At 71.9% G+C, this 16,932-nt stretch carries 22 protein-coding genes and 1 pseudogene; 14 read left to right on the forward strand and 9 right to left on the reverse strand.

The features are described from left to right. The first annotated feature begins 7 nt into the window (after window positions 1-7). The gene (locus ABIB37_RS09160) at window positions 8-1,114 is read left to right on the forward strand and encodes a D-alanine--D-alanine ligase family protein (protein WP_354259507.1); all 1,107 of its coding nucleotides are present in this window, start codon (window positions 8-10) and stop codon (window positions 1,112-1,114) included. A 4-nt stretch (window positions 1,115-1,118) separates the two neighbouring features. Continuing rightward, window positions 1,119-1,670, forward strand: coding sequence for a DUF488 domain-containing protein (locus ABIB37_RS09165; RefSeq protein WP_354259509.1), 552 nt, complete (start codon window positions 1,119-1,121; stop codon window positions 1,668-1,670). Here ABIB37_RS09165 and ABIB37_RS09170 read toward each other — a convergent pair. Then, complete coding sequence (locus ABIB37_RS09170; protein ID WP_354259512.1) at window positions 1,645-2,592, reverse strand: DMT family transporter; 948 nt, start codon at window positions 2,590-2,592, stop codon at window positions 1,645-1,647. The two genes, ABIB37_RS09165 and ABIB37_RS09170, sit on opposite strands and share 26 nt — an antisense overlap. Before the next feature lie 119 nt (window positions 2,593-2,711). Here ABIB37_RS09170 and ABIB37_RS09175 point away from each other — a divergent pair, with 119 nt between their 5' ends. Continuing rightward, the gene (locus ABIB37_RS09175) at window positions 2,712-3,293 is read left to right on the forward strand and encodes a DinB family protein (protein ID WP_354259515.1); all 582 of its coding nucleotides are present in this window, start codon (window positions 2,712-2,714) and stop codon (window positions 3,291-3,293) included. A 21-nt stretch (window positions 3,294-3,314) separates the two neighbouring features. Here the strand turns inward: ABIB37_RS09175 and ABIB37_RS09180 are convergent, their stop codons facing one another. The 4 genes from ABIB37_RS09180 to ABIB37_RS09195 form a co-directional block, all read right to left on the reverse strand. Beyond that, a complete protein-coding gene (locus ABIB37_RS09180; protein WP_123695905.1) occupies window positions 3,315-3,500 on the reverse strand; it encodes a hypothetical protein in 186 nt (61 codons plus the stop codon). Window positions 3,501-3,618: 118 nt separating this feature from the next. Then, on the reverse strand, window positions 3,619-4,683 hold the full coding sequence (locus ABIB37_RS09185; RefSeq protein WP_354259518.1) for a Glu/Leu/Phe/Val dehydrogenase dimerization domain-containing protein: 1,065 nt from the start codon (window positions 4,681-4,683) through the stop codon (window positions 3,619-3,621). 205 nt (window positions 4,684-4,888) lie between these two features. Next, window positions 4,889-5,134: an acylphosphatase gene (locus tag ABIB37_RS09190; protein ID WP_354259520.1), complete on the reverse strand. Its 246-nt coding sequence runs from the start codon at window positions 5,132-5,134 to the stop codon at window positions 4,889-4,891. Window positions 5,135-5,163: 29 nt separating this feature from the next. Further along, window positions 5,164-5,589, reverse strand: a complete 426-nt coding sequence (locus tag ABIB37_RS09195; protein WP_354259523.1) for a hypothetical protein — start codon at window positions 5,587-5,589, stop codon at window positions 5,164-5,166. 138 nt (window positions 5,590-5,727) lie between these two features. On the opposite strand from ABIB37_RS09195, the gene ABIB37_RS09200 reads away from it, so the two are divergent. From ABIB37_RS09200 to ABIB37_RS09215, 4 genes are all read left to right on the forward strand, one after another. Next, window positions 5,728-6,129, forward strand: a complete 402-nt coding sequence (locus tag ABIB37_RS09200; protein ID WP_354259526.1) for a VOC family protein — start codon at window positions 5,728-5,730, stop codon at window positions 6,127-6,129. Window positions 6,130-6,171: 42 nt separating this feature from the next. Next, entirely contained in the window at window positions 6,172-7,245 is a 1,074-nt protein-coding gene (gene ychF / locus ABIB37_RS09205; RefSeq protein WP_354259528.1) for a redox-regulated ATPase YchF, read from the forward strand. Between the two features lie 39 nt (window positions 7,246-7,284). Next, window positions 7,285-7,773: an SOUL family heme-binding protein gene (locus ABIB37_RS09210; RefSeq protein ID WP_354259531.1), complete on the forward strand. Its 489-nt coding sequence runs from the start codon at window positions 7,285-7,287 to the stop codon at window positions 7,771-7,773. A 150-nt stretch (window positions 7,774-7,923) separates the two neighbouring features. Next, window positions 7,924-8,658, forward strand: a complete 735-nt coding sequence (locus ABIB37_RS09215) for a hypothetical protein (RefSeq protein ID WP_354259534.1) — start codon at window positions 7,924-7,926, stop codon at window positions 8,656-8,658. Between the two features lie 98 nt (window positions 8,659-8,756). Here the strand turns inward: ABIB37_RS09215 and ABIB37_RS09220 are convergent, their stop codons facing one another. After that, the gene (locus ABIB37_RS09220; protein ID WP_354259537.1) at window positions 8,757-8,951 is read right to left on the reverse strand and encodes a hypothetical protein; all 195 of its coding nucleotides are present in this window, start codon (window positions 8,949-8,951) and stop codon (window positions 8,757-8,759) included. A gap of 118 nt (window positions 8,952-9,069) precedes the next feature. Here ABIB37_RS09220 and ABIB37_RS09225 point away from each other — a divergent pair, with 118 nt between their 5' ends. Beyond that, on the forward strand, window positions 9,070-9,600 hold the full coding sequence (locus ABIB37_RS09225) for a hypothetical protein (RefSeq protein ID WP_354259540.1): 531 nt from the start codon (window positions 9,070-9,072) through the stop codon (window positions 9,598-9,600). A 54-nt stretch (window positions 9,601-9,654) separates the two neighbouring features. On the opposite strand, the gene ABIB37_RS09230 is transcribed toward ABIB37_RS09225, so the two are convergent. Both ABIB37_RS09230 and ABIB37_RS09235 read right to left on the reverse strand, forming a co-directional pair. Then, complete coding sequence (locus tag ABIB37_RS09230) at window positions 9,655-10,389, reverse strand: SDR family NAD(P)-dependent oxidoreductase (protein WP_354259543.1); 735 nt, start codon at window positions 10,387-10,389, stop codon at window positions 9,655-9,657. Between the two features lie 10 nt (window positions 10,390-10,399). Then, window positions 10,400-10,675, reverse strand: a complete 276-nt coding sequence (locus tag ABIB37_RS09235; protein ID WP_354259545.1) for a hypothetical protein — start codon at window positions 10,673-10,675, stop codon at window positions 10,400-10,402. Between the two features lie 78 nt (window positions 10,676-10,753). On the opposite strand from ABIB37_RS09235, the gene ABIB37_RS09240 reads away from it, so the two are divergent. Beyond that, a complete protein-coding gene (locus ABIB37_RS09240; protein ID WP_354259548.1) occupies window positions 10,754-11,407 on the forward strand; it encodes a TetR/AcrR family transcriptional regulator in 654 nt (217 codons plus the stop codon). Here the strand turns inward: ABIB37_RS09240 and ABIB37_RS09245 are convergent. Then, window positions 11,359-11,955 (reverse strand): hypothetical protein, encoded by a 597-nt coding sequence (locus ABIB37_RS09245; protein WP_354259550.1) that lies wholly within the window; start codon window positions 11,953-11,955, stop codon window positions 11,359-11,361. The two genes, ABIB37_RS09240 and ABIB37_RS09245, sit on opposite strands and share 49 nt — an antisense overlap. A gap of 156 nt (window positions 11,956-12,111) precedes the next feature. Between ABIB37_RS09245 and ABIB37_RS09250 the strand changes: the two genes are divergently transcribed. From ABIB37_RS09250 to ABIB37_RS09270, 5 genes and pseudogenes are all read left to right on the forward strand, one after another. Beyond that, window positions 12,112-12,507, forward strand: coding sequence for a hypothetical protein (locus ABIB37_RS09250; protein WP_354259553.1), 396 nt, complete (start codon window positions 12,112-12,114; stop codon window positions 12,505-12,507). Window positions 12,508-12,568: 61 nt separating this feature from the next. Continuing rightward, on the forward strand, window positions 12,569-13,081 hold the full coding sequence (locus ABIB37_RS09255) for a hypothetical protein (RefSeq protein WP_354259556.1): 513 nt from the start codon (window positions 12,569-12,571) through the stop codon (window positions 13,079-13,081). Between the two features lie 79 nt (window positions 13,082-13,160). Beyond that, on the forward strand, window positions 13,161-13,886 hold the full coding sequence (locus tag ABIB37_RS09260) for a competence/damage-inducible protein A (RefSeq protein ID WP_354259559.1): 726 nt from the start codon (window positions 13,161-13,163) through the stop codon (window positions 13,884-13,886). A 45-nt stretch (window positions 13,887-13,931) separates the two neighbouring features. After that, window positions 13,932-16,511, forward strand: a complete 2,580-nt coding sequence (locus tag ABIB37_RS09265) for an excinuclease ABC subunit UvrA (RefSeq protein WP_354259562.1) — start codon at window positions 13,932-13,934, stop codon at window positions 16,509-16,511. A gap of 120 nt (window positions 16,512-16,631) precedes the next feature. Continuing rightward, window positions 16,632-16,778 (forward strand): annotated as a pseudogene (locus tag ABIB37_RS09270) (FAD-dependent oxidoreductase); the annotation flags it as partial. Window positions 16,779-16,932 lie beyond the last annotated feature (154 nt).

Genomic DNA, 16,932 nt, shown 5'->3' on the forward strand with positions numbered 1-16,932 from the left:
TAGGACCGTGCACGACACCCAGCCTGGAGCCGCGCAGCGGATCCGCGTCGCCCTGCTGTTCGGCGGGCGCTCGAGCGAGCACTCGATCTCGTGCGCGACCGCCGGCAGCGTGCTGCGGCACCTCGACCGCGAGCGCTTCGAGCCCATCGTCGTCGGCATCACGCCCGAGGGCGCGTGGACGCTCTGGGACGGCGACCCCGCAGACCTCACGCTCGAGGCGATGGCCGTCGTGGCCGACAACGGCTCGCGCGTGCGGCTGCCGCAGGTGGCGGGGGAGCGCGAGCTCACCGTGCAGGACGAGGCCGGCGAGCGCACGCTCACCGTCGACGTGGTGTTCCCGATCCTGCACGGGCCGTTCGGCGAGGACGGCACCCTGCAGGGCGCGCTCGAGCTCGCAGGCCTGCCCTACGTCGGCAACGGCGTGCTCGCGAGCGCCGTCGGCATGGACAAGCACTACACGAAGACGGTGCTCGAGCACGCGGGCATCCGCGTCGCCCCGTGGATGACCGTGTCGCGCGGCGAGTGGCAGCGCGACCCGGACGCGGTGCGCGCCCGGCTCGGCGACTTCCCGATGCCGGTCTTCGTGAAGCCTGCGCGCGCCGGCTCGTCGGTCGGCGTGAGCCGCGTCGAATCGGTGCTCGACTTCGACCGCGCGATGGCCGTCGCGCTCGCGGAGGACTCGCGCGCCCTCGTCGAGGCGGGCGTGAGCGGCCGCGAGGTCGAGCTCGGCGTGCTCTCGGGCCGCGCGGGCGAGCTGCCGCGCGCATCGGTCCCGGGCGAGATCGAGCTCGACGAGGGCCGCTTCTACGACTTCGACCTCAAGTACCGCGGCGGTGACGGTGCCCGCATCGTCTGCCCGGCTCCCTTCGACGACGAGACGCTCGCCGCGTTGCAGGCGACCGCGGTGCGCGCGTTCGAGGCGATCGAGGGCGCGGGGCTCGCGCGCGTCGACTTCTTCGTCTCGCCCGAGCACGGCATCGTCGTGAACGAGATCAACACCATGCCGGGCTTCACGTCGATCTCGATGTTCCCGGTGCTGTGGGAGGCGACGGGCATCGGCTACGCCGACCTCATCACCGAGCTGATCGAGCTGGGGCTGCAGGAGGACCGGTAGCGCCGTGCTGCTGACGGTCGGCCACGGCAGGCTCGACGGCGACGCCCTCCGGGCGCTGCTGACGGATGCCGGGGTCGAGCTCGTCGTCGACATCCGGCGGTTCCCCGGCAGCCGGTCGAACCCCGCGGCATCGCGAGACGCGATCGAGGCGGAGCTGGGGGCCGGCGGCATCCGCTGGCGCTGGGAGGAGCGGCTCGGCGGCCGCCGCAGGCTGAGCGCCGCCGACGACGCGGTCTCGCCCGACGGCTGGTGGCGCGTCGACGCGTTCCGTGCCTACGCCGCGTGGACGCGGTCGGCCGACTTCGTCGACGGGCTCGCGTCGGTGCTCGACGACGCATCCCGCGCGCGCACGGCGGTGATGTGCTCGGAGGCGGTGTGGTGGCGGTGCCATCGCCGCGTCGTCGCGGACGTCGCGACGCTCCTGCACGGCGTGGAGGTGCAGCACCTCATGCACGACGGCATGCTGCGACCGCATCCGCTGAGCGAGGCGGCGACCGTCGTCGACGGCGCGGTGCGGTGGCCTGCGGACGCTAGCGCGGCTCCTCCGCCCGCGTGACCTCGGTCGCCGCCGCGCGGGCCGTCTCGTCCGCCGCACGCGCGGTGCTGCGGACGCGCGTGAGTGCCACGCCGCTCAGGCACACGAGCCCGCCGAGCAGCGCGAGCGGCGGCGGCACCTCGCCGAGCAGCCCCCAGGCCATGCCGGTCGCGAGCACGGGAACGAGGTAGGTCGTGATCGCGAGGCGGCCGGCGGGCATCCGCTTGAGCGCGTACGCCCACGCGAGGAACGCGATCGCCGTCGGCACGACCCCGAGGTAGACGACGCCGATCGTCGATGCGGCGGGCGCCGCCGCGAGCTGCGCGACGAGCGCACCGCCCCACGGGAGGCTGCCGACCACGCCGATCGCGACGCCGATGAGCGTGATCTGCAGGCCCGGCAGCGCGGCGAGCAGCGGCTTCTGCAGCAGCACCGCGATGGCGTAGGTGACGGCGGCGATGAGCGCGAGGACGACGCCGAGCAGGCTGAGCGAGCCGGTCGCGGTCGCCGCGCCGATGATCGCGATGCCGCCGAAGGCGACGATCGCGCCGATGATGAGCCAGCGCGGGAACCCCTCGCCGAGCAGCGTTCCGGCGACGAGCGCCACGATGAGCGGCGCCACGTTGACGAGCAGCGCCGCGGTGCCCGGGTCGAGCAGGTGCTCCGCGGCGTTGAGGGCGAGGTTGTAGACGAGGAACCAGAGCACCCCGAAGACGCCGAGCAGCAGCCACTGCCGGCCGCTCGGCCGCACCCACGACCCGTGCACCGCCTGCGCGATGCCCAGCACGATCACCGCGACGGCGAGCCGGCCGAGGGTGAGGGCACCGGGGTCGAAGTCGTCGGCGACGGCGCGGATGACGACGAAGGCCGAGGCCCACGCCGCCAGCGCGATGGCGATCGCGACGACGACGGATGCTCGGGCGCGGAGCGGTGCTGCGGTCACCTCGTGAGCCTACGGTCGGCCGGTGACGGCCACGAGCGCCGTGGCCGCCGGTGTTCGGCAAGATCCCGCCAAGCGCGGCTCGAGTCACGACGGTCGGCGGCACCTGCCAGGATGCAGGCATGAGCGAGGATGCTGAGGCGACCCTGGTCCGCTACCTGCGTGTGCAGCGCGAGGCGCTGCGCTGGAAGCTCGAGGGGGTGTCGGAGCGGGAGGCCCGCACGCCGATGACCCCGACGGGCACGAACCTGCTCGGGCTCGTCAAGCACGTCGCGACGGTCGCCGCCGACTACTTCGGCGGGTGCGTCGGCCGTCCGTTCCCCGAGCAACTCGCCTGGGCCGACGACGACGCCGAGGACAACGCCGACATGTGGGCCGGGCCCGACGAGACGCGCGCGTCGGTGCTCGCGCTCTGGGACCGGGTGTGGGCGCATGCCGACGCGTCGATCGATGAGCTGCCCCTCGACGCGCCAGCCCATGTGCCGTGGTGGGGCGCGAACGCCGACACGACGCTGCACCGGCTGATCGTGCACATGATCGCCGAGGTCGCGCGGCACGCGGGCCACGCCGACATCGTGCGCGAGACGATCGACGGCGCCGCGGGCCTCCGCGATGGCGTCTCGAACCTGCCGGACCACGATGCCGCCTGGTGGGGCGACTACGTCGCGCGGCTCCGCGCGACGGCCGAGGCGGCCGGCGACTGACGCCGCCGGCCGCTCGCACGACTACAGGCCGCGCGGGTTCTCCGGGTCGGAGCCCTCAGCGGGATCCGCCTTCGGGTGCTCCTTGGGATCCGTCTCGGACTCGGCGTCGCCCGTGAGCGCCTCCGCCTCGCCGGGGTCGCCGTAGCCGCCGGTCACGGCTTCGTCCTGGCTGGAGTGGTCGTGGCCGGGCTGCTGCTCTTGGCTCATGGTGATCCTCTCTCCTGCGGGGCGTCGGCACCCCGCACGGCGACGCTACGCCGGGCGCCTGGACGCCCGCCACGCATCCGCCGGGTGCCGTGCGCGTGCGCACAGCGAGGCGGATGCGTCAGGCGCTCACCGTCATGTGCCCGCGGGCCGCGTCGATGCGCTCGGCGGCGAGCGCCTCGGCGGCCTCGAGCGGCGTGATGCCGCGCTGCCGCGCGCTGGTGAACACGCTGCGGAGGGTGTCGCTGATGCCGGTGAGCCGCTCGGCGATCGCCGGCCACTGCATGCCGTCGGCCATGCCCTGCAGGTGGATGACGCCGCCTGCGTTGACCACGAAGTCGGGGGCGTAGACGATGCCGCGCTCCGCGAGCCGCGCGGCGCCGGAGTGCTCGGCGAGCGGGTTGTTCGCGGGGCCGACCACGGCACGCACGGGCAGCGCCTCGATCGCCTCGTCGGTGAGGATGCCGCCGAGGCCCGCGGGCACGAGCACGTCGGCCGGGGTGGTGAGGGCCTCGCCGGGCGCGATCCAGGTGGCGCCGAGGTCGTCGGCGAGCTGCTGCTTGCGGCCGTCGATGTCGGTGAGGAAGAGCGTGGCGCCGTGGCCGGCGAGCATGCGCGCGAGGCGGCCGCCGACCTGGCCGAGGCCCGAGATCACGAACGAGCGGGCGGCGATGTCGTCGGAGCCGAAGGCCTCCTCGAGCGTGGGGGCGATCGACGAGTAGACGCCGAGCGCGGTCGCGCCCGCGGGCTCGCCGGCGCCGCCGTTCTCGGCGGGCAGGCCGACGACGTGCTCGGTGCGCTCACGCACGACGAGCATGTCGTGCTCGGTCGTGCCGACGTCCTCGGCCGTGCGGTAGCGGCCGTCGAGCGCCTCGACGAGGTCGCCGAGGTCGAGGAGGGCGGCGCGGCGGCGGTCCGCGTCGATGTGCGTGCCCATCGGCAGCGCGATCACGGCCTTGCCGCCACCCGCGTCGAGGCCGGCCGCGGCGTTCTTGAGCGTCATCGCGGACGAGAGCCGCAGCGCATCCGCCTGTCCATCCGCCCACGTCGGGTACGTCCACATCCGGCAGCCGCCGAGCGCCGGCCCCAGCACGCTCGAATGGAGCGCCACGGTGATGACGACGTCGCTCCTGGCCCCGATGGAGGTCAGGACGCGTTCGTGGGTGAACTCGGGGATGGCGCTCATGGCAGCTCGTTTCCATGCATGGCGCCGCGGATCTCACGGCGCTGTGAGTGTGGGCCGCGGGTCGCGCGGCTGCTCAGATCATCGTCCGGATGCGCTGCCCGCGCAAGCCGGATCGTCGCGGTTGCGCATGGCGCGCAGGCACCGCCGCCCGGGGTCGGCTCGACTGCGCAGATCGACACGCTCGCGTGCGCGGTGGCGCCTCGGGTCAGCTGATCCGGAAGCCCGTGTCCCCGCGCGGCTCGAGCTCGTCCACGTCGACGCGGTCGACGCGCGCCGAGGAGGGGCCGTGGCCCAGCCAATCGGCCATGGCGGCCACCGCATCCGGCGCGCCCTCGACCTCCGCCTCGACGGTGCCGTCGAAGCGGTTGCGGGCGCTGCCCGCGACGCCGAGGCGCTCGGCCTCGGCGTTCGCGGCCCAGCGGAAGCCGACGCCCTGCACGCTGCCGTGCACGACGAATCGGCGTCGGATGCGGTCGGTCGTCAGTGCTGCTCCCGCGGCTGCTCCGCGTTGGGCTCGTCGCCGGCGTCCTGGACCTGCTGCGGCTGCTCGGCGTCGAAGCCCGTGGAACGGGTCTCCTCCGCGTGCTCGTGCGCCAGGCCGTCGCCGTGCACGGCCTCGCCGGTCTGCGGGTCGATGCCGGCCCCGGGCTGGCCCTCGCCCTCGTCGAACTCGTTGTGACGGGAATCGAAGGAGTCGGCGCCGCCGGACCCGGCCGGGGGTGCCTCCTGGTAGGTCTGGTCGGCCTCGCGGTTGTCGTGCTCGGGGGTCGTGTCCTGGCCGAGCGAGCCGTCGCCTCCGTTGGCGGCCTGCGAGACGTCGCGGCCGTCGTCCGGCTGGTCGGCGCCCTCGTAGACCGGGAGGCCTTCACGGCTGTCGTGCGGGGGGTTGTCGTCGTTCGTGCCCATGATCGCTCCTCAACGTGCGCCGGGGCGGCGCTGGATCCACACGCTACGGCCGCTGCCTGTGGGTGGCCAGGGCGCCGGCCCCGCGTGCGGGGGCGCGCACGAACTCGCCCCTGGTGCGCGAGCGGATGCGGCGCGAGGATGCCCGCAGGAGGTGCCGAGATGGTGCAGTACACGGATGGCTTCAGCGGCTTCGCCGCACCCGACCTCGACGCGGCACGGACGTTCTACGGCGACGTGCTCGGGCTGGAGGTGGGGGAGGAGATGGGGCAGCTCGCGCTCACCCTGCCCGGCGGCGCCCGGGTGTTCGTCTACCAGAAGGACGACCACCAGCCGGCGGTGTTCACGATCCTCAACCTCGTCGTGCCCGACATCACGTCCTCGATCGACGAGCTCGTCGGCAAGGGCGTGACGTTCGAGCGCTACGACGGCTTCGAGCAGGACGAGCGGGGCATCGCGAGCGGCTTGGGACCCGACATCGCGTGGTGCACCGACCCCGCGGGCAACATCATCGCGGTGATCGGCGACGACGGCAGCAGCTGAGCCGGGTCGGCGGCGCTCGGGTCGCCGGTAGGCTGACCTGTTGTGGCACTCACGATCGGCATCGTCGGACTCCCCAACGTGGGCAAGTCGACCCTCTTCAACGCGCTCACCAAGAACACCGTGCTCGCGGCGAACTACCCGTTCGCCACGATCGAGCCGAACATCGGGGTGGTCGAGCTGCCGGACGAGCGCCTGACGCGCCTCGCCGAGATCCACGGCTCGCAGCGCATCCTGCCTGCCGCGGTGTCGTTCGTCGACATCGCCGGCATCGTCAAGGGCGCGAGCGAGGGCGAGGGGCTCGGCAACAAGTTCCTGGCCAACATCCGCGAGGCCGATGCGATCGCGCAGGTCGTGCGCGGCTTCGGCGACAGCGACGTCGTGCACGTCGAGGGTGCCGTCGACCCGTCCTCCGACATGGAGACGATCAACACCGAGCTCATGCTCGCCGACCTCCAGACGCTCGAGAAGGCGATCCCGCGCCTCGAGAAGGAGGTCAAGGGCAAGAAGGTCGACGCCTCCGTGCTCGCGGCCGCTGTCGAGGCGAACGAGATCCTGAACAGCGGCAAGACGCTGGGGCAGGTCGACTTCGACACGACGCCCATCAAGGAGCTCGGCCTCCTCACCGCCAAGCCCGTGCTGTTCGTCTTCAACGTCGACGAGGACGTGCTGTCGAATGCCGACAAGAAGGCGGAGCTCGCGGCGCTCGTCGCGCCCGCCAAGGCCGTCTTCCTCGACGCGAAGGTCGAGTCGGAGCTCGTCGACCTCGAGAAGGACGAGGCGCTCGAGCTGCTGCAGTCGCTCGGCCAGGAGGAGTCCGGCCTCGACCAGCTCGCCCGCATCGGCTTCGAGACGCTCGGCCTGCAGACCTACCTGACGGCGGGTCCGAAGGAGTCGCGCGCCTGGACGATCCGCAAGGGCTGGACCGCCCCGCAGGCCGCCGGCGTCATCCACACCGACTTCGAGCGCGGCTTCATCAAGGCGGAGGTCGTCTCGTTCGCCGACCTGGACGCTTCGGGCTCGATGGCGGATGCGAAGGCCGCCGGCCGGGTGCGCATCGAGGGCAAGGACTACGTGATGGCCGACGGCGACGTGGTGGAGTTCCGCTTCAACGTGTGAGCACGCGCGTCCGGGATCGGGCGAGCGTACCGTGGCTGCATGACGGAGCAGCAGCGCTACACAGTGGTATCCGCGCACGTCGGCTACGAGGTGCGTGTGTATCCCGCGCATCTGCTCGCGCAGGTGGACGCCGCAGGGTCGTTCTTCGAGGCGGGCAATCGGGGCTTCGGACCGCTCATCCGCTACATCACCGCGTCGAACATTTCGATGACGGCACCCGTGATCCAGGCTCCTCGCGCAGAGAAGACGTACACCGTGAGCTTCGTGATGCCGGCCGGTGCCACGCGCGTACCCGCTCCGACCGACGCCTCTGTCCGCACCGTGGAAGTTCCCGAGAGGCGAGTCGCCGCGCGAAGGTTCAGCGGTGGATCGAATGAGACGCGATACCAGCAGAACGCTGACGCGCTCGAGGCGGCCCTTGCTCGGGATGGCAGAGCAGCAATGGGACCGGTCTACTTCGCTCGCTACGACCCGCCCTGGAAGCCCGGATTCCTGAAGCGCAACGAGGCGCTCGTCGCCCTCGCTTGACGCGTCGAGCACGATGGGTCGCTGTGTGACGGCACCGCGCGACGTTCCGCTTCAGCGCTGCACATCGGCCGACCCCTGTGCACATCGGCTCCGCGCGACGTAACCTCACGAGCAGACCGGACATGTCTGGTCGAGGCGAGGGAGGCCCGCATGGACGCGCGAGGGAATGGAGCCGGTCCGAAGGTGCGGCCGCGAGCTGTGGTCGTCCTGGTGCTGGCCGTCGCTGGCGGTCTCGTCTCATGCTCGTCGCTCGCGGTCTCGAGTGCCGTGACGCCACCCGCAGCTCCCGCGCCGTCGTCGACGCCGGACGCCGCTGAGGCTCTGCCGTCGGCGGACGTGGACACCTGCCTGCTGCGCAACGCGATCGTGCCGATCGCTCCCGCCAATCTGGGCCACGAACCTCCTGCCAGCGCTGTGCTTGAGGTCGCGGCGAGGACGCTGCAGCACGACCTCCTGAACGCGCACGCCGCTGCAATCGCCACGGTCGATCGCACCACAGACGACAGCGGAGCCGTGACGGGACTGCGCGTCTCACTCCCGCAGGCCTCGCAGTTCGACGCCGACGCGGCGGTCAGCGCGGCCCTCGCCGCCTTGCCTGCGATGTACTCGGATGCCGTGGCGTCCGCGCCGATCGAGATCGAGGAGAGCGAGTCGCGCGTGACGTTCGCCGATCTGTGCGATGGCATGCAGCGGATCATGGACGAGACGACGTCCGGCGGCGACCTGGTGTCCGTCGGCATCGACACCGCGGCTGGTCGGCTGGTGGTGGGTTCGCTGGGATCGCCCGAACCGGTCGTCGAGGAGGTGCGCTCGAGCCTGCAGGGAGCGCTCGACGTCGTGGCAGCCACCCGGGATGCGCCCGCGACGATGGAGTCGGAAGGCTGATGACGTGGGGCGCCGCCCTTGGTGCCCGCCCGCGTTTGCGGTCCTGCTTCCCCGTGATCCGCGACCCGCACGGGACCTTCGCTGCAACCGGTCGCTGCTCAGAGCGGCGGCGACACCCGCGCTTCTGACCGGATGCGCAGGATCGCCTCGATCTCCTCGCAGAGCTCGAGCTGCTGCTGCGCTCGGGGGTCGGAGCGCGGTGCGGTCACCGCGTTCTCGATCTGGTTGAGCAGCTCGCGCAGGCGCGCGGCCGCGTCTCCTGCTCCGAGCTCCCTCGTCTCTGCATTTGTCATGCGCTCGAACGTAGTCACGGGATGCGTGTGACGCGGGCGTGGCGCACCACCGACCGCGTGTGCTGAGCAATCACCATGTTTGCGTTGAGGTGGGATTGCCGCCGCTACGCTCCCGCTCATGGACAAGCTCGCCATCGTGCCCGCGGCGCTCCTCGTCCTCGCGCTCACGGCCTGCGCAGACGGACGAGCCGGGGGCCCGATGGAGCTCGGCGGCTCCGACGCTGTCGCGTGCATCCCCGCCGAGCAAGATCTGGGCGATGGCTTCTTCTTCGGCGAGTGGGTGGGCAACACCGGCACGTCGGAGATCGTCATCGATGCTGTGCAGCTGCGGGATGCCAGCAACTTCTCGCTTGTCGCGGCCTCATCGATGAGCGTCGAGGAGGCGATCGGTGCAGTGGTGGACCCGGCATCGTCGGTGGGTTGGGCCGATCGCGTCGACGCGGTCGGGTCCGGGATCCTGCCCGGCCGGCACGTGAACGTCGTCGTGCAGGTGCGGCTCGACGACCCGTCGGGTGACGGAGAAGCGGCGGGCTTCGACGTGCACTACTCGGACGGCTCGCGTGACTTCGTCGATTCCTCGACGGTCGTCTTCCAGGTGTCGCACGATTGCGACGCGGCCATGACCGACTGGCGGGAGCGCCCGCGGTAGGAACTGCCGGCGTCTCGGCCACCGAAGCGACACGACGAGGAGCTCGCGGCGAGCTCAGCGTGCTGCGGGCAGCTCGACGCCGGTCTGCTCTGCGAGCGAGGCGAGCAGCGCTTGCTGGAAGTCCACGTCGCGCACCGCCGGGTGCGTATCCTGCACCTTCCGGTGATGCCAGTAGCGGCCGGGCGCGCGCGCCTCGTCGTCGGTGGTCGTCGCCAGCCAGACCTGTGTGACGTGCGCGAGGGCGAGGTCGTCGCTGGCGCCGGGCCCGCCCATCCTCGTCGGCACCCAGCCGGGATCGACGGCGTGAGCGACGACGTCCGGCCGCAGCCGGGCGACGGCGGCCGTGAGCGCGGTGACGAACAGCTTCGAGTCGGAGTACGAGCGCGTTCCGGTCCCGCGCATCCAATCGACGCCGGCAATGTCGGGGCGTCCGCCGCGATGCATGCCGCTGCTGAGGTAGATCAGCCGCGCTGCCGGGATGCCTGCGGTCATCACGTAGGGAGCCGTGACGTTGACCGGCAGCACCGGGCCGCGCAGCACGCCGGCGTTGTGGATGACCGCGTCGAACGGCCCGAGCGCGTTCGCCTGCTCGATCAGGTCGTGCACCTCGTCGAGGCGACTCAGGTCGCCGACGATCGCCTCCGCACCTCGATCGACGAGGTTCGCGATGGCGTCCAGGCGTGACGTGGTGTGCGCATGCACGACGACCCCGTGACCGGCCTCGAGGAGCGCCTGCGCGGTGGCGCGGCCGACGCCGTCGGTGGAGCCGGTGACAAGGATGCGGTCCATGCCGTGCCTGCTATCGCTCGCTCGTCGGGCGGCGCCTGGAGCGCAGCCGCTGGTAGAGCGCGATGAGCCGCGGCACCACGACGTAGACGGCGAGCGGCACCACCACGAGCGTGAGGACGAACGAGCGCAGGATCGGATGCCAGTCCACGGAGACCGGCGCCATGAGGCTCATGCCGATCGCGACGAGGGGGAAGATCGCCAGCCAGGTGATGACAGCCCGGGCGTGGACCGAGGGCGGGGCGGGCATGGCGACGGGCGGGACGACGGACGAGCGGGCGGGTTCCATGATGCCTCCAACTGGATGGTTGGCTTGACCGTAGCACGATTTCCAACCGAGTGGTTGGGTTTGTCGTAGACTGGGGTCATGGCCTGGGATCCCGAACGGACGAAGCGACTCCTGCTCGACGCTGGCGTCGTGGAGTTCAGCGCCCACGGCCTCGCCGGCGCGCGCGTCGATCGGATCGCCACCGCTGCGGGGGTCAACAAGGAGCGGATCTACCAATACTTCGGCAAGAAGCAGGAGTTCTTCGGCGCGGTCCTCACCCACCAGCTCGGGCTGATCGTCGACGCGGTGCCGATCCGCGGCACCGGGATCGAAGCGATCGCCGACTATGCCGGCAGGCTCTTCGACTACCAGTGCGCCCACCCCGAGCTCGCGCGACTGACCTTCTGGGAGGGCCTCGAGCTGGGCAACCCCGTCGCGGAGGAGCATCGACGGGCGCGGTCGGTCGACAAGGTCGACCGTGTGCTCGCCGCGGTGCCGGAACTCACGCGCGAGGAGGCGGAGGAGCTGCTGCTGACCATCCTCACGCTGGCCGACGGGTGGCAAGCGCTGCCCAACCTGGATGTCCTGTACACGGGTGCGGCGCCCGGTGATGCGGTCCGGCTCGCTCGCCGGCGGTCGGTCATCACGACGATCGTCCGGAGCTGGTCACCGGCCGACGCCTCCAGCACGACCAGGGCTTCGGATCACATCGGCCAGGTGGGTGGCTCGGAGCCTGGAGTGAACGCGCCATAGGGCCAGTCGGGCTCGCGCAGACGATCGAGCGCCTCGCGGTGGGCCATGGCGGCACCGCGTTCGAGCTGCTCGAGCATGCCGCGCCGGCGGAGCTCCCGGCCGAGCCGGCGCAGCAGGTCCGCTGGGCACTCCTGACCGGAGATCACGATCGAGAGCGCGACGCTGAGCAGCTCGTCATCCGTCAGTCCGCCGAGCCCTCGCGCTTCCGGGTCGGTCACGACGAGCGGGTTCGGGTCCCACGGAGACGGTGTGCGCTTGGCCAGCGCTTCGAGCCAGTCGTAGTCGCCGTCGATGTCGAGCTGTCGGAGTCGCGGCAGCGCGAGGTCGAGCGGCAGATGTCGCTCGTCGGCGGGCAGCAGGCGCCGCAGCTGTGACTGCACGCTCTGCACCGAACGGCCCAGCTGACGCGCCAGGTCGACGACGTCCGAGTCGCTCCGGCACCCGCGCATGAGGTCGGTGTAGTCCTCCTCGGTCCAGGCCTTGCCGCGCCGGCTGGCGGGATCCACGAGGACGGGATGCTGCTGAGCGGTGCCATCGAAGTCGGTCATGGCCACACTCTGCGCCGAACGCCACGACGACGGGTGCGGGTCGAGCGCTCCTGTGGAGAACGTGCCTATGCTCATGACGTGTTCGCCACGACCGCTGGAGCGTCTGGCCGCGCCGATCGGCCGACCCGCGTCAGCAGAGCGAGCTCGATCGCTGCCGTGGTCCTCCTGTGCGCTTCGCTCACGGGTTGCTACACGTCGTACCTGCCGCCGAGCGCCGACGAGTTCGCGCTCGAGAGGACGCTCACCAATCCCGAGATGCCGCTGCCCGAGGGCGCCGTCTCGTCGTTGCGCCTTGCGACCGCGGAGCTCTGCTCGGCCGCGATCCCGTGCGCCGAAGCGTGGGTCTCCGACCTCGGCACGTTCATCCGGTTCGACTCGATCGACGTGGCGACTGGATTCGCGAGCGGCGTGGACGACGCGGAGCAGGACCGCTACGTCGTCATCGACCTCAGTGGGCTGGAGCTGTCGGAGGACGATCGCCGTGATGTCGTCGGGACGGTCTTCGCGCAGCTGCCGCAGGACGGCGGCCCGTTCTCACTCTTCGGCATGTGACGCCGCGAGCGGTCGCGCCTCGCCAGGAGGGGGTGGCGCGGTCGCGACCTATGCTCAGGGCATGCGCGCACGCACCGTCGCCTCGCTCATCCTGATCGCCGCCGCACTCAGCGGCTGCGCGAGCGCGGTCGAGCCGGCACCGACGCCCGCTCCGACGGCGACGCCCGTCGCCGAGATCATCTCGAACTGCTGGCTCAACCACGCCGACATCGGGGTGCCCGATGGCTCAGAGGAGATCTGGGAGGCGGCCTATGCAGCGGATGTGGGCGATGGTGCGTTCGTCGGCGAGCGGCCATGGATGGAGTGGATGCCCTCGGACGGCGTCAAGATCGAAGCGTTCGTCGGCGTCTGCCGCGAGCAGCCGATGTCGCGCGACGAGCTGATCGAGGCGGCCACGGCCATCGCCGTGTCGATCGAAGCCCATGGCGCGGGAGCGCCGCTCGAGCGGCTCAACGTTCGCGCACTGCACCTCGGCGACCGCGGTGAGCTCGTCGACGGGCCTCGTGTCGTCACCTCCTTCCAGCTCCATGCGTGGTCACCCGACGCCGCGATCGATCCGGCGCGCTGGGAGTGACGGGGCAATCGGCCGAGATCTGCGCCCGCCGCATCACCGCGCCCTGGATTCCCACAGCCCGGCACGACAGTCTGCAGGCATGACGAATCCGACCGCCGCGATGCTCGTGATCGGGGACGAGATCCTGTCCGGGCGCACCCGCGAGGCGAACGCGCACCACCTGGCCGGCCGGCTCGGGCGAGCCGGCATCGACCTGCGTGAGATCCGCGTCGTGCCCGACGACCACGCCGTGATCGTCGATGCGCTGAACGCGCTGCGTGCGCGGCACACGCACGTGTTCACGTCGGGCGGCATCGGCCCGACGCACGACGACATCACGGCGGATGCTGTCGCCGCTGCGTTCGGCGTGGGCATCGACGTGCGCGACGACGCCCGCGCGGACCTGCAGGCCGCAGTGGGTCCCGGGCGGACGCTCACGGCGGAGCACCTGCGGATGGCGCGCATCCCGCATGGCGCCGAGCTCATCGCCAATCGCATCAGCGGCGCACCCGGGTTCAGCGTCGAGAACGTGCACGTCATGGCCGGCGTGCCGTCGATCTTCGTCGCGATGCTCGACGCGCTGCTGCCGAGCCTCGAGGCGGGGCTGCCAGTCCTGTCCGGCGAGCTGCGCTTCGAGGTCGGGGAGGGCCGGATCGCCGCGCCGCTGCGCGAGCTCGCTGAGGCGATGCCCGAGCTGAGCATCGGGTCGTACCCCTTCAGCGACGGCGCCGGCTACGGCACGAACATCGTCGTCCGCGGCACCGATCAGGCGGCGATCGACCGCGCGATCGAGCGGCTCACGGCGATCCGCCGCTCGGTCGGCTGAGCGGTCTCGACTCCGGCTCAGCGGGAGCACGAGAGACTGGCGCACATGGATGCACCCGAGCGCTGGCCGCACGACGCCGGGCTCGACCGTGTCCGCGTCCGCGGCGCCCGCGAGCACAACCTGCGGAGCGTCGACCTCGACATCCCCCGCGATGCGCTCGTCGCGTTCACCGGCATCTCCGGCTCCGGCAAGAGTTCGCTCGCGTTCGGCACGATCTACGCCGAGTCGCAGCGCCGCTACTTCGAGTCGGTCGCGCCCTATGCGCGACGCCTCATGAGCCAAGTCGGGAGCCCCGACGTCGACTCGATCGAAGGACTGCCGCCGGCGGTCGCGCTCCCGCAGCAGCGGTCGGGCGGCTCGGCGCGCTCCACCGTCGGGAGCGCCACCACGATCGCGAACGTGCTCCGGATGCTCTACTCCCGCGTCGGCACGTACCCGGAGGGAGCGCCGATGCTCCTCGCCGAGGACTTCTCCATGAACACCGTGCAGGGCGCATGTCCCACGTGCCACGGGCTCGGGCGCGTGCACGACGTGCCGGAGGCGCTGATGGTGCCGGACGACTCGCTCACCATCCGGGAGGGCGCGCTCGCCGCGTGGCCGACCGCGTGGCACGGCAAGCAGCTGCGCGACAGCCTCATCTCCCTCGGCTACGACATCGACGTCCCTTGGCGGGACGTGCCTGGCGAGCAGCGTGAGTGGGTGCTCTTCACCGAGGAGTCGCCGCAGGTGCCGGTGTTCACGGATCGCGGCCCGGCGGAGGTGCGGAAGGCCGTCGCCGAGGGCGTCGAGCCGCGGTACATGAGCACGTTCCAAGGCGTCCGGAGCTTCGTGCTGGGCACCTTCGCGAACTCGAAGAGCGCCCGGATGCGGGAGCGCGCGGCATCGTTCATGGTGAGCGTCCGCTGCCCCGAGTGCGGGGGCAGGAGGCTGAAGCCCGAGGCGCTCGCGGTAACGTTCGAGGGGCGCGACATCATCGAGCTCGCCGCCATGCCGCTCGACGACGTCGCCGTGGTGCTCCGCGCGGTCCTCGAGCCCGACTGGACGCCGCGCGCCGCGTCCGGCGCCCCCGCCCCGGAGCAGCTGCTCGCAGCGAGGCGGCTCGTCACCGACGTGCTCGCACGCCTGTCGCCCATCATCGATCTCGGGCTCGGCTCGCTCTCGCTCGACCGGGCCACCTCGACGCTGTCGTCCGGCGAGCTGCAGCGGATGCGGCTCGCGACGCAGGTGCTCTCGCAGCTCTTCGGCGTCGTCTTCGTGCTCGACGAGCCGTCGGCCGGCCTGCATCCGGCCGACACGGAGTCGCTCCTCCGCATCCTGACCACCCTGCGCGACACCGGCAACACCGTCTACTTCGTCGAGCACTCGCTCGACGTGATCCGGCAGGCCGACTGGATCGTCGACATCGGGCCTGGTGCCGGCGCCGAGGGCGGCGACGTGGTCTACAGCGGCGAGCTCGACGGGTTGCGCGACGAGAGGGGCTCGGTGACGCGTCGCTACCTCTTCGAGGCGCCGCACGCCGAGCGCGACCCGCGCTCGCGGCGAACCGGCGACGACCGCGTCGAGCTCATCGACGTCTCGCGCCACAACGTGCACGACCTCACCGTCGCGTTCCCGCTCGGGGCGCTCACCGCGGTCACGGGCGTCTCCGGCTCGGGCAAGTCCACGCTCGTGGTGCAGGCGCTGCCGGAGCTGCTGCAGGCGAGCCTCGCCGCCGAGGTCGACGAGCACGCATCCGGAGCCGACGAGCGGCCCGCGGCGCCCGAGGATCCGCTGGCGCAGGGCACGGTCTCGGTCACGACCGGCCGAGCGCGGGGCCCGAAGGAGCGTCTGCGGCGCATCGTGCAGGTGAGCCAGAAGCCGATCGGGCGTACGTCCCGGTCGAACGTCGCCACCTACACGGGGCTCTTCGACCGCGTCCGAGCGCTGTTCGCAGCGACACCGGAGGCCCGCAGTCGCCGCTACAGCGCGAGCCGGTTCTCCTTCAACGTGGCCGCCGGCCGCTGCCCGACGTGCAAGGGCGAGGGGACCATGGAGGTGGAGCTGCTCTTCCTGCCGACCGTCCACGCGCCCTGCGCCACCTGCGGGGGCAGCCGCTACAACCCGGAGACGCTCGGGATCGAGCTCGACGGACGCACGATCGCCGACGTGCTCGGGATGAGCGTCAGCGATGCGCGCGCGTGGTTCACCGACGCCGAGGTGCATCGCCACCTCGACGCCCTGATCGACGTCGGGCTCGGCTACGTCGCGCTCGGGCAGCCGGCGACGCAGCTCTCTGGGGGAGAGGCGCAGCGGGTGAAGCTCGCAGCCGAGCTGCGGCGAGGCCAGCGCGGCGACACCCTCTACCTGCTCGACGAGCCAACCTCCGGCCTGCACGCTGCCGACGCCGATCGTCTGCTGGCGCACCTGCACCACCTCGTCGACGGCGGCAGCACCGTGATCATGGTCGAGCACGACATGCGGATCGTCGCCGAGGCCGACTGGGTGATCGATCTCGGACCGGGCTCTGGGGATGCGGGCGGCACCGTCGTCGCGGAGGGCACGCCCGAGCACGTCGCGGGGGTCGACGCGAGCCGGACGGCGCCGTACCTTGCAGCAGCGCTGCAGCGCGTGGCCACGCCTGCCTGACGGTTCACTCGGCGTGCTGGAGCTCGATGCCGCCATGCCCGACACCTCGTGGGTCACCGTCGAGACGGCGGCGCGGCCGCACCCGAGTGACTGAGCGTCACGCGATCGGGGGGAGGCTGCATGGATGCGGATGTCGTCGTGATCAGGGCGGGTCTCGCCGGGCTGCGGAGCGCTCGGCGGCTCGAGGCCGGCGGCCGGTCGGTGGTCGTCCTCGAGGCGGAGGACGCGGTCGGCGGCCGGATGCGCACCGACGTGATCGACGGCTTCCGGCCGCCGTCGGACTGCCCAGGCGCCCGGGCCGATCCGCCGAGGTGCGCTCTGGACGGGGAGCGCGGCGCGTGCTCGTCACGGGCCACCACCGCGAGACGGCATCGATCCAGGGAGCGCTCGTCGCTGGTGATCGCGCGGGCCGTGCCGTGGA

Origin of the sequence: Agrococcus sp. UYP10 (genome assembly GCF_040547205.1) — a bacterium.
GTDB classification, from domain to species: domain Bacteria; phylum Actinomycetota; class Actinomycetes; order Actinomycetales; family Microbacteriaceae; genus Agrococcus; species Agrococcus jenensis.

What these genes read in the sequence shown, in the direction of transcription:
- ABIB37_RS09230 (WP_354259543.1), bottom strand. Translation starts at nt 10,389, where the DNA reads ATGGACCGCATCCTTGTCACCGGCTCCACCGACGGCGTCGGCCGCGCC.
- ABIB37_RS09225 (WP_354259540.1), top strand. Translation starts at nt 9,070, where the DNA reads ATGGACAAGCTCGCCATCGTGCCCGCGGCGCTCCTCGTCCTCGCGCTC.
- ABIB37_RS09200 (WP_354259526.1), top strand. Translation starts at nt 5,728, where the DNA reads ATGCCCGCAGGAGGTGCCGAGATGGTGCAGTACACGGATGGCTTCAGC.
- ABIB37_RS09195 (WP_354259523.1), bottom strand. Translation starts at nt 5,589, where the DNA reads ATGGGCACGAACGACGACAACCCCCCGCACGACAGCCGTGAAGGCCTC.
- ABIB37_RS09215 (WP_354259534.1), top strand. Translation starts at nt 7,924, where the DNA reads ATGGACGCGCGAGGGAATGGAGCCGGTCCGAAGGTGCGGCCGCGAGCT.
- ABIB37_RS09175 (WP_354259515.1), top strand. Translation starts at nt 2,712, where the DNA reads ATGAGCGAGGATGCTGAGGCGACCCTGGTCCGCTACCTGCGTGTGCAG.
- ABIB37_RS09260 (WP_354259559.1), top strand. Translation starts at nt 13,161, where the DNA reads ATGACGAATCCGACCGCCGCGATGCTCGTGATCGGGGACGAGATCCTG.
- ABIB37_RS09180 (WP_123695905.1), bottom strand. Translation starts at nt 3,500, where the DNA reads ATGAGCCAAGAGCAGCAGCCCGGCCACGACCACTCCAGCCAGGACGAA.
- ABIB37_RS09255 (WP_354259556.1), top strand. Translation starts at nt 12,569, where the DNA reads ATGCGCGCACGCACCGTCGCCTCGCTCATCCTGATCGCCGCCGCACTC.
- ABIB37_RS09235 (WP_354259545.1), bottom strand. Translation starts at nt 10,675, where the DNA reads ATGGAACCCGCCCGCTCGTCCGTCGTCCCGCCCGTCGCCATGCCCGCC.
- ABIB37_RS09245 (WP_354259550.1), bottom strand. Translation starts at nt 11,955, where the DNA reads ATGACCGACTTCGATGGCACCGCTCAGCAGCATCCCGTCCTCGTGGAT.
- ABIB37_RS09265 (WP_354259562.1), top strand. Translation starts at nt 13,932, where the DNA reads ATGGATGCACCCGAGCGCTGGCCGCACGACGCCGGGCTCGACCGTGTC.
- ABIB37_RS09220 (WP_354259537.1), bottom strand. Translation starts at nt 8,951, where the DNA reads ATGACAAATGCAGAGACGAGGGAGCTCGGAGCAGGAGACGCGGCCGCG.
- ABIB37_RS09240 (WP_354259548.1), top strand. Translation starts at nt 10,754, where the DNA reads ATGGCCTGGGATCCCGAACGGACGAAGCGACTCCTGCTCGACGCTGGC.
- ABIB37_RS09185 (WP_354259518.1), bottom strand. Translation starts at nt 4,683, where the DNA reads ATGAGCGCCATCCCCGAGTTCACCCACGAACGCGTCCTGACCTCCATC.
- ABIB37_RS09210 (WP_354259531.1), top strand. Translation starts at nt 7,285, where the DNA reads ATGACGGAGCAGCAGCGCTACACAGTGGTATCCGCGCACGTCGGCTAC.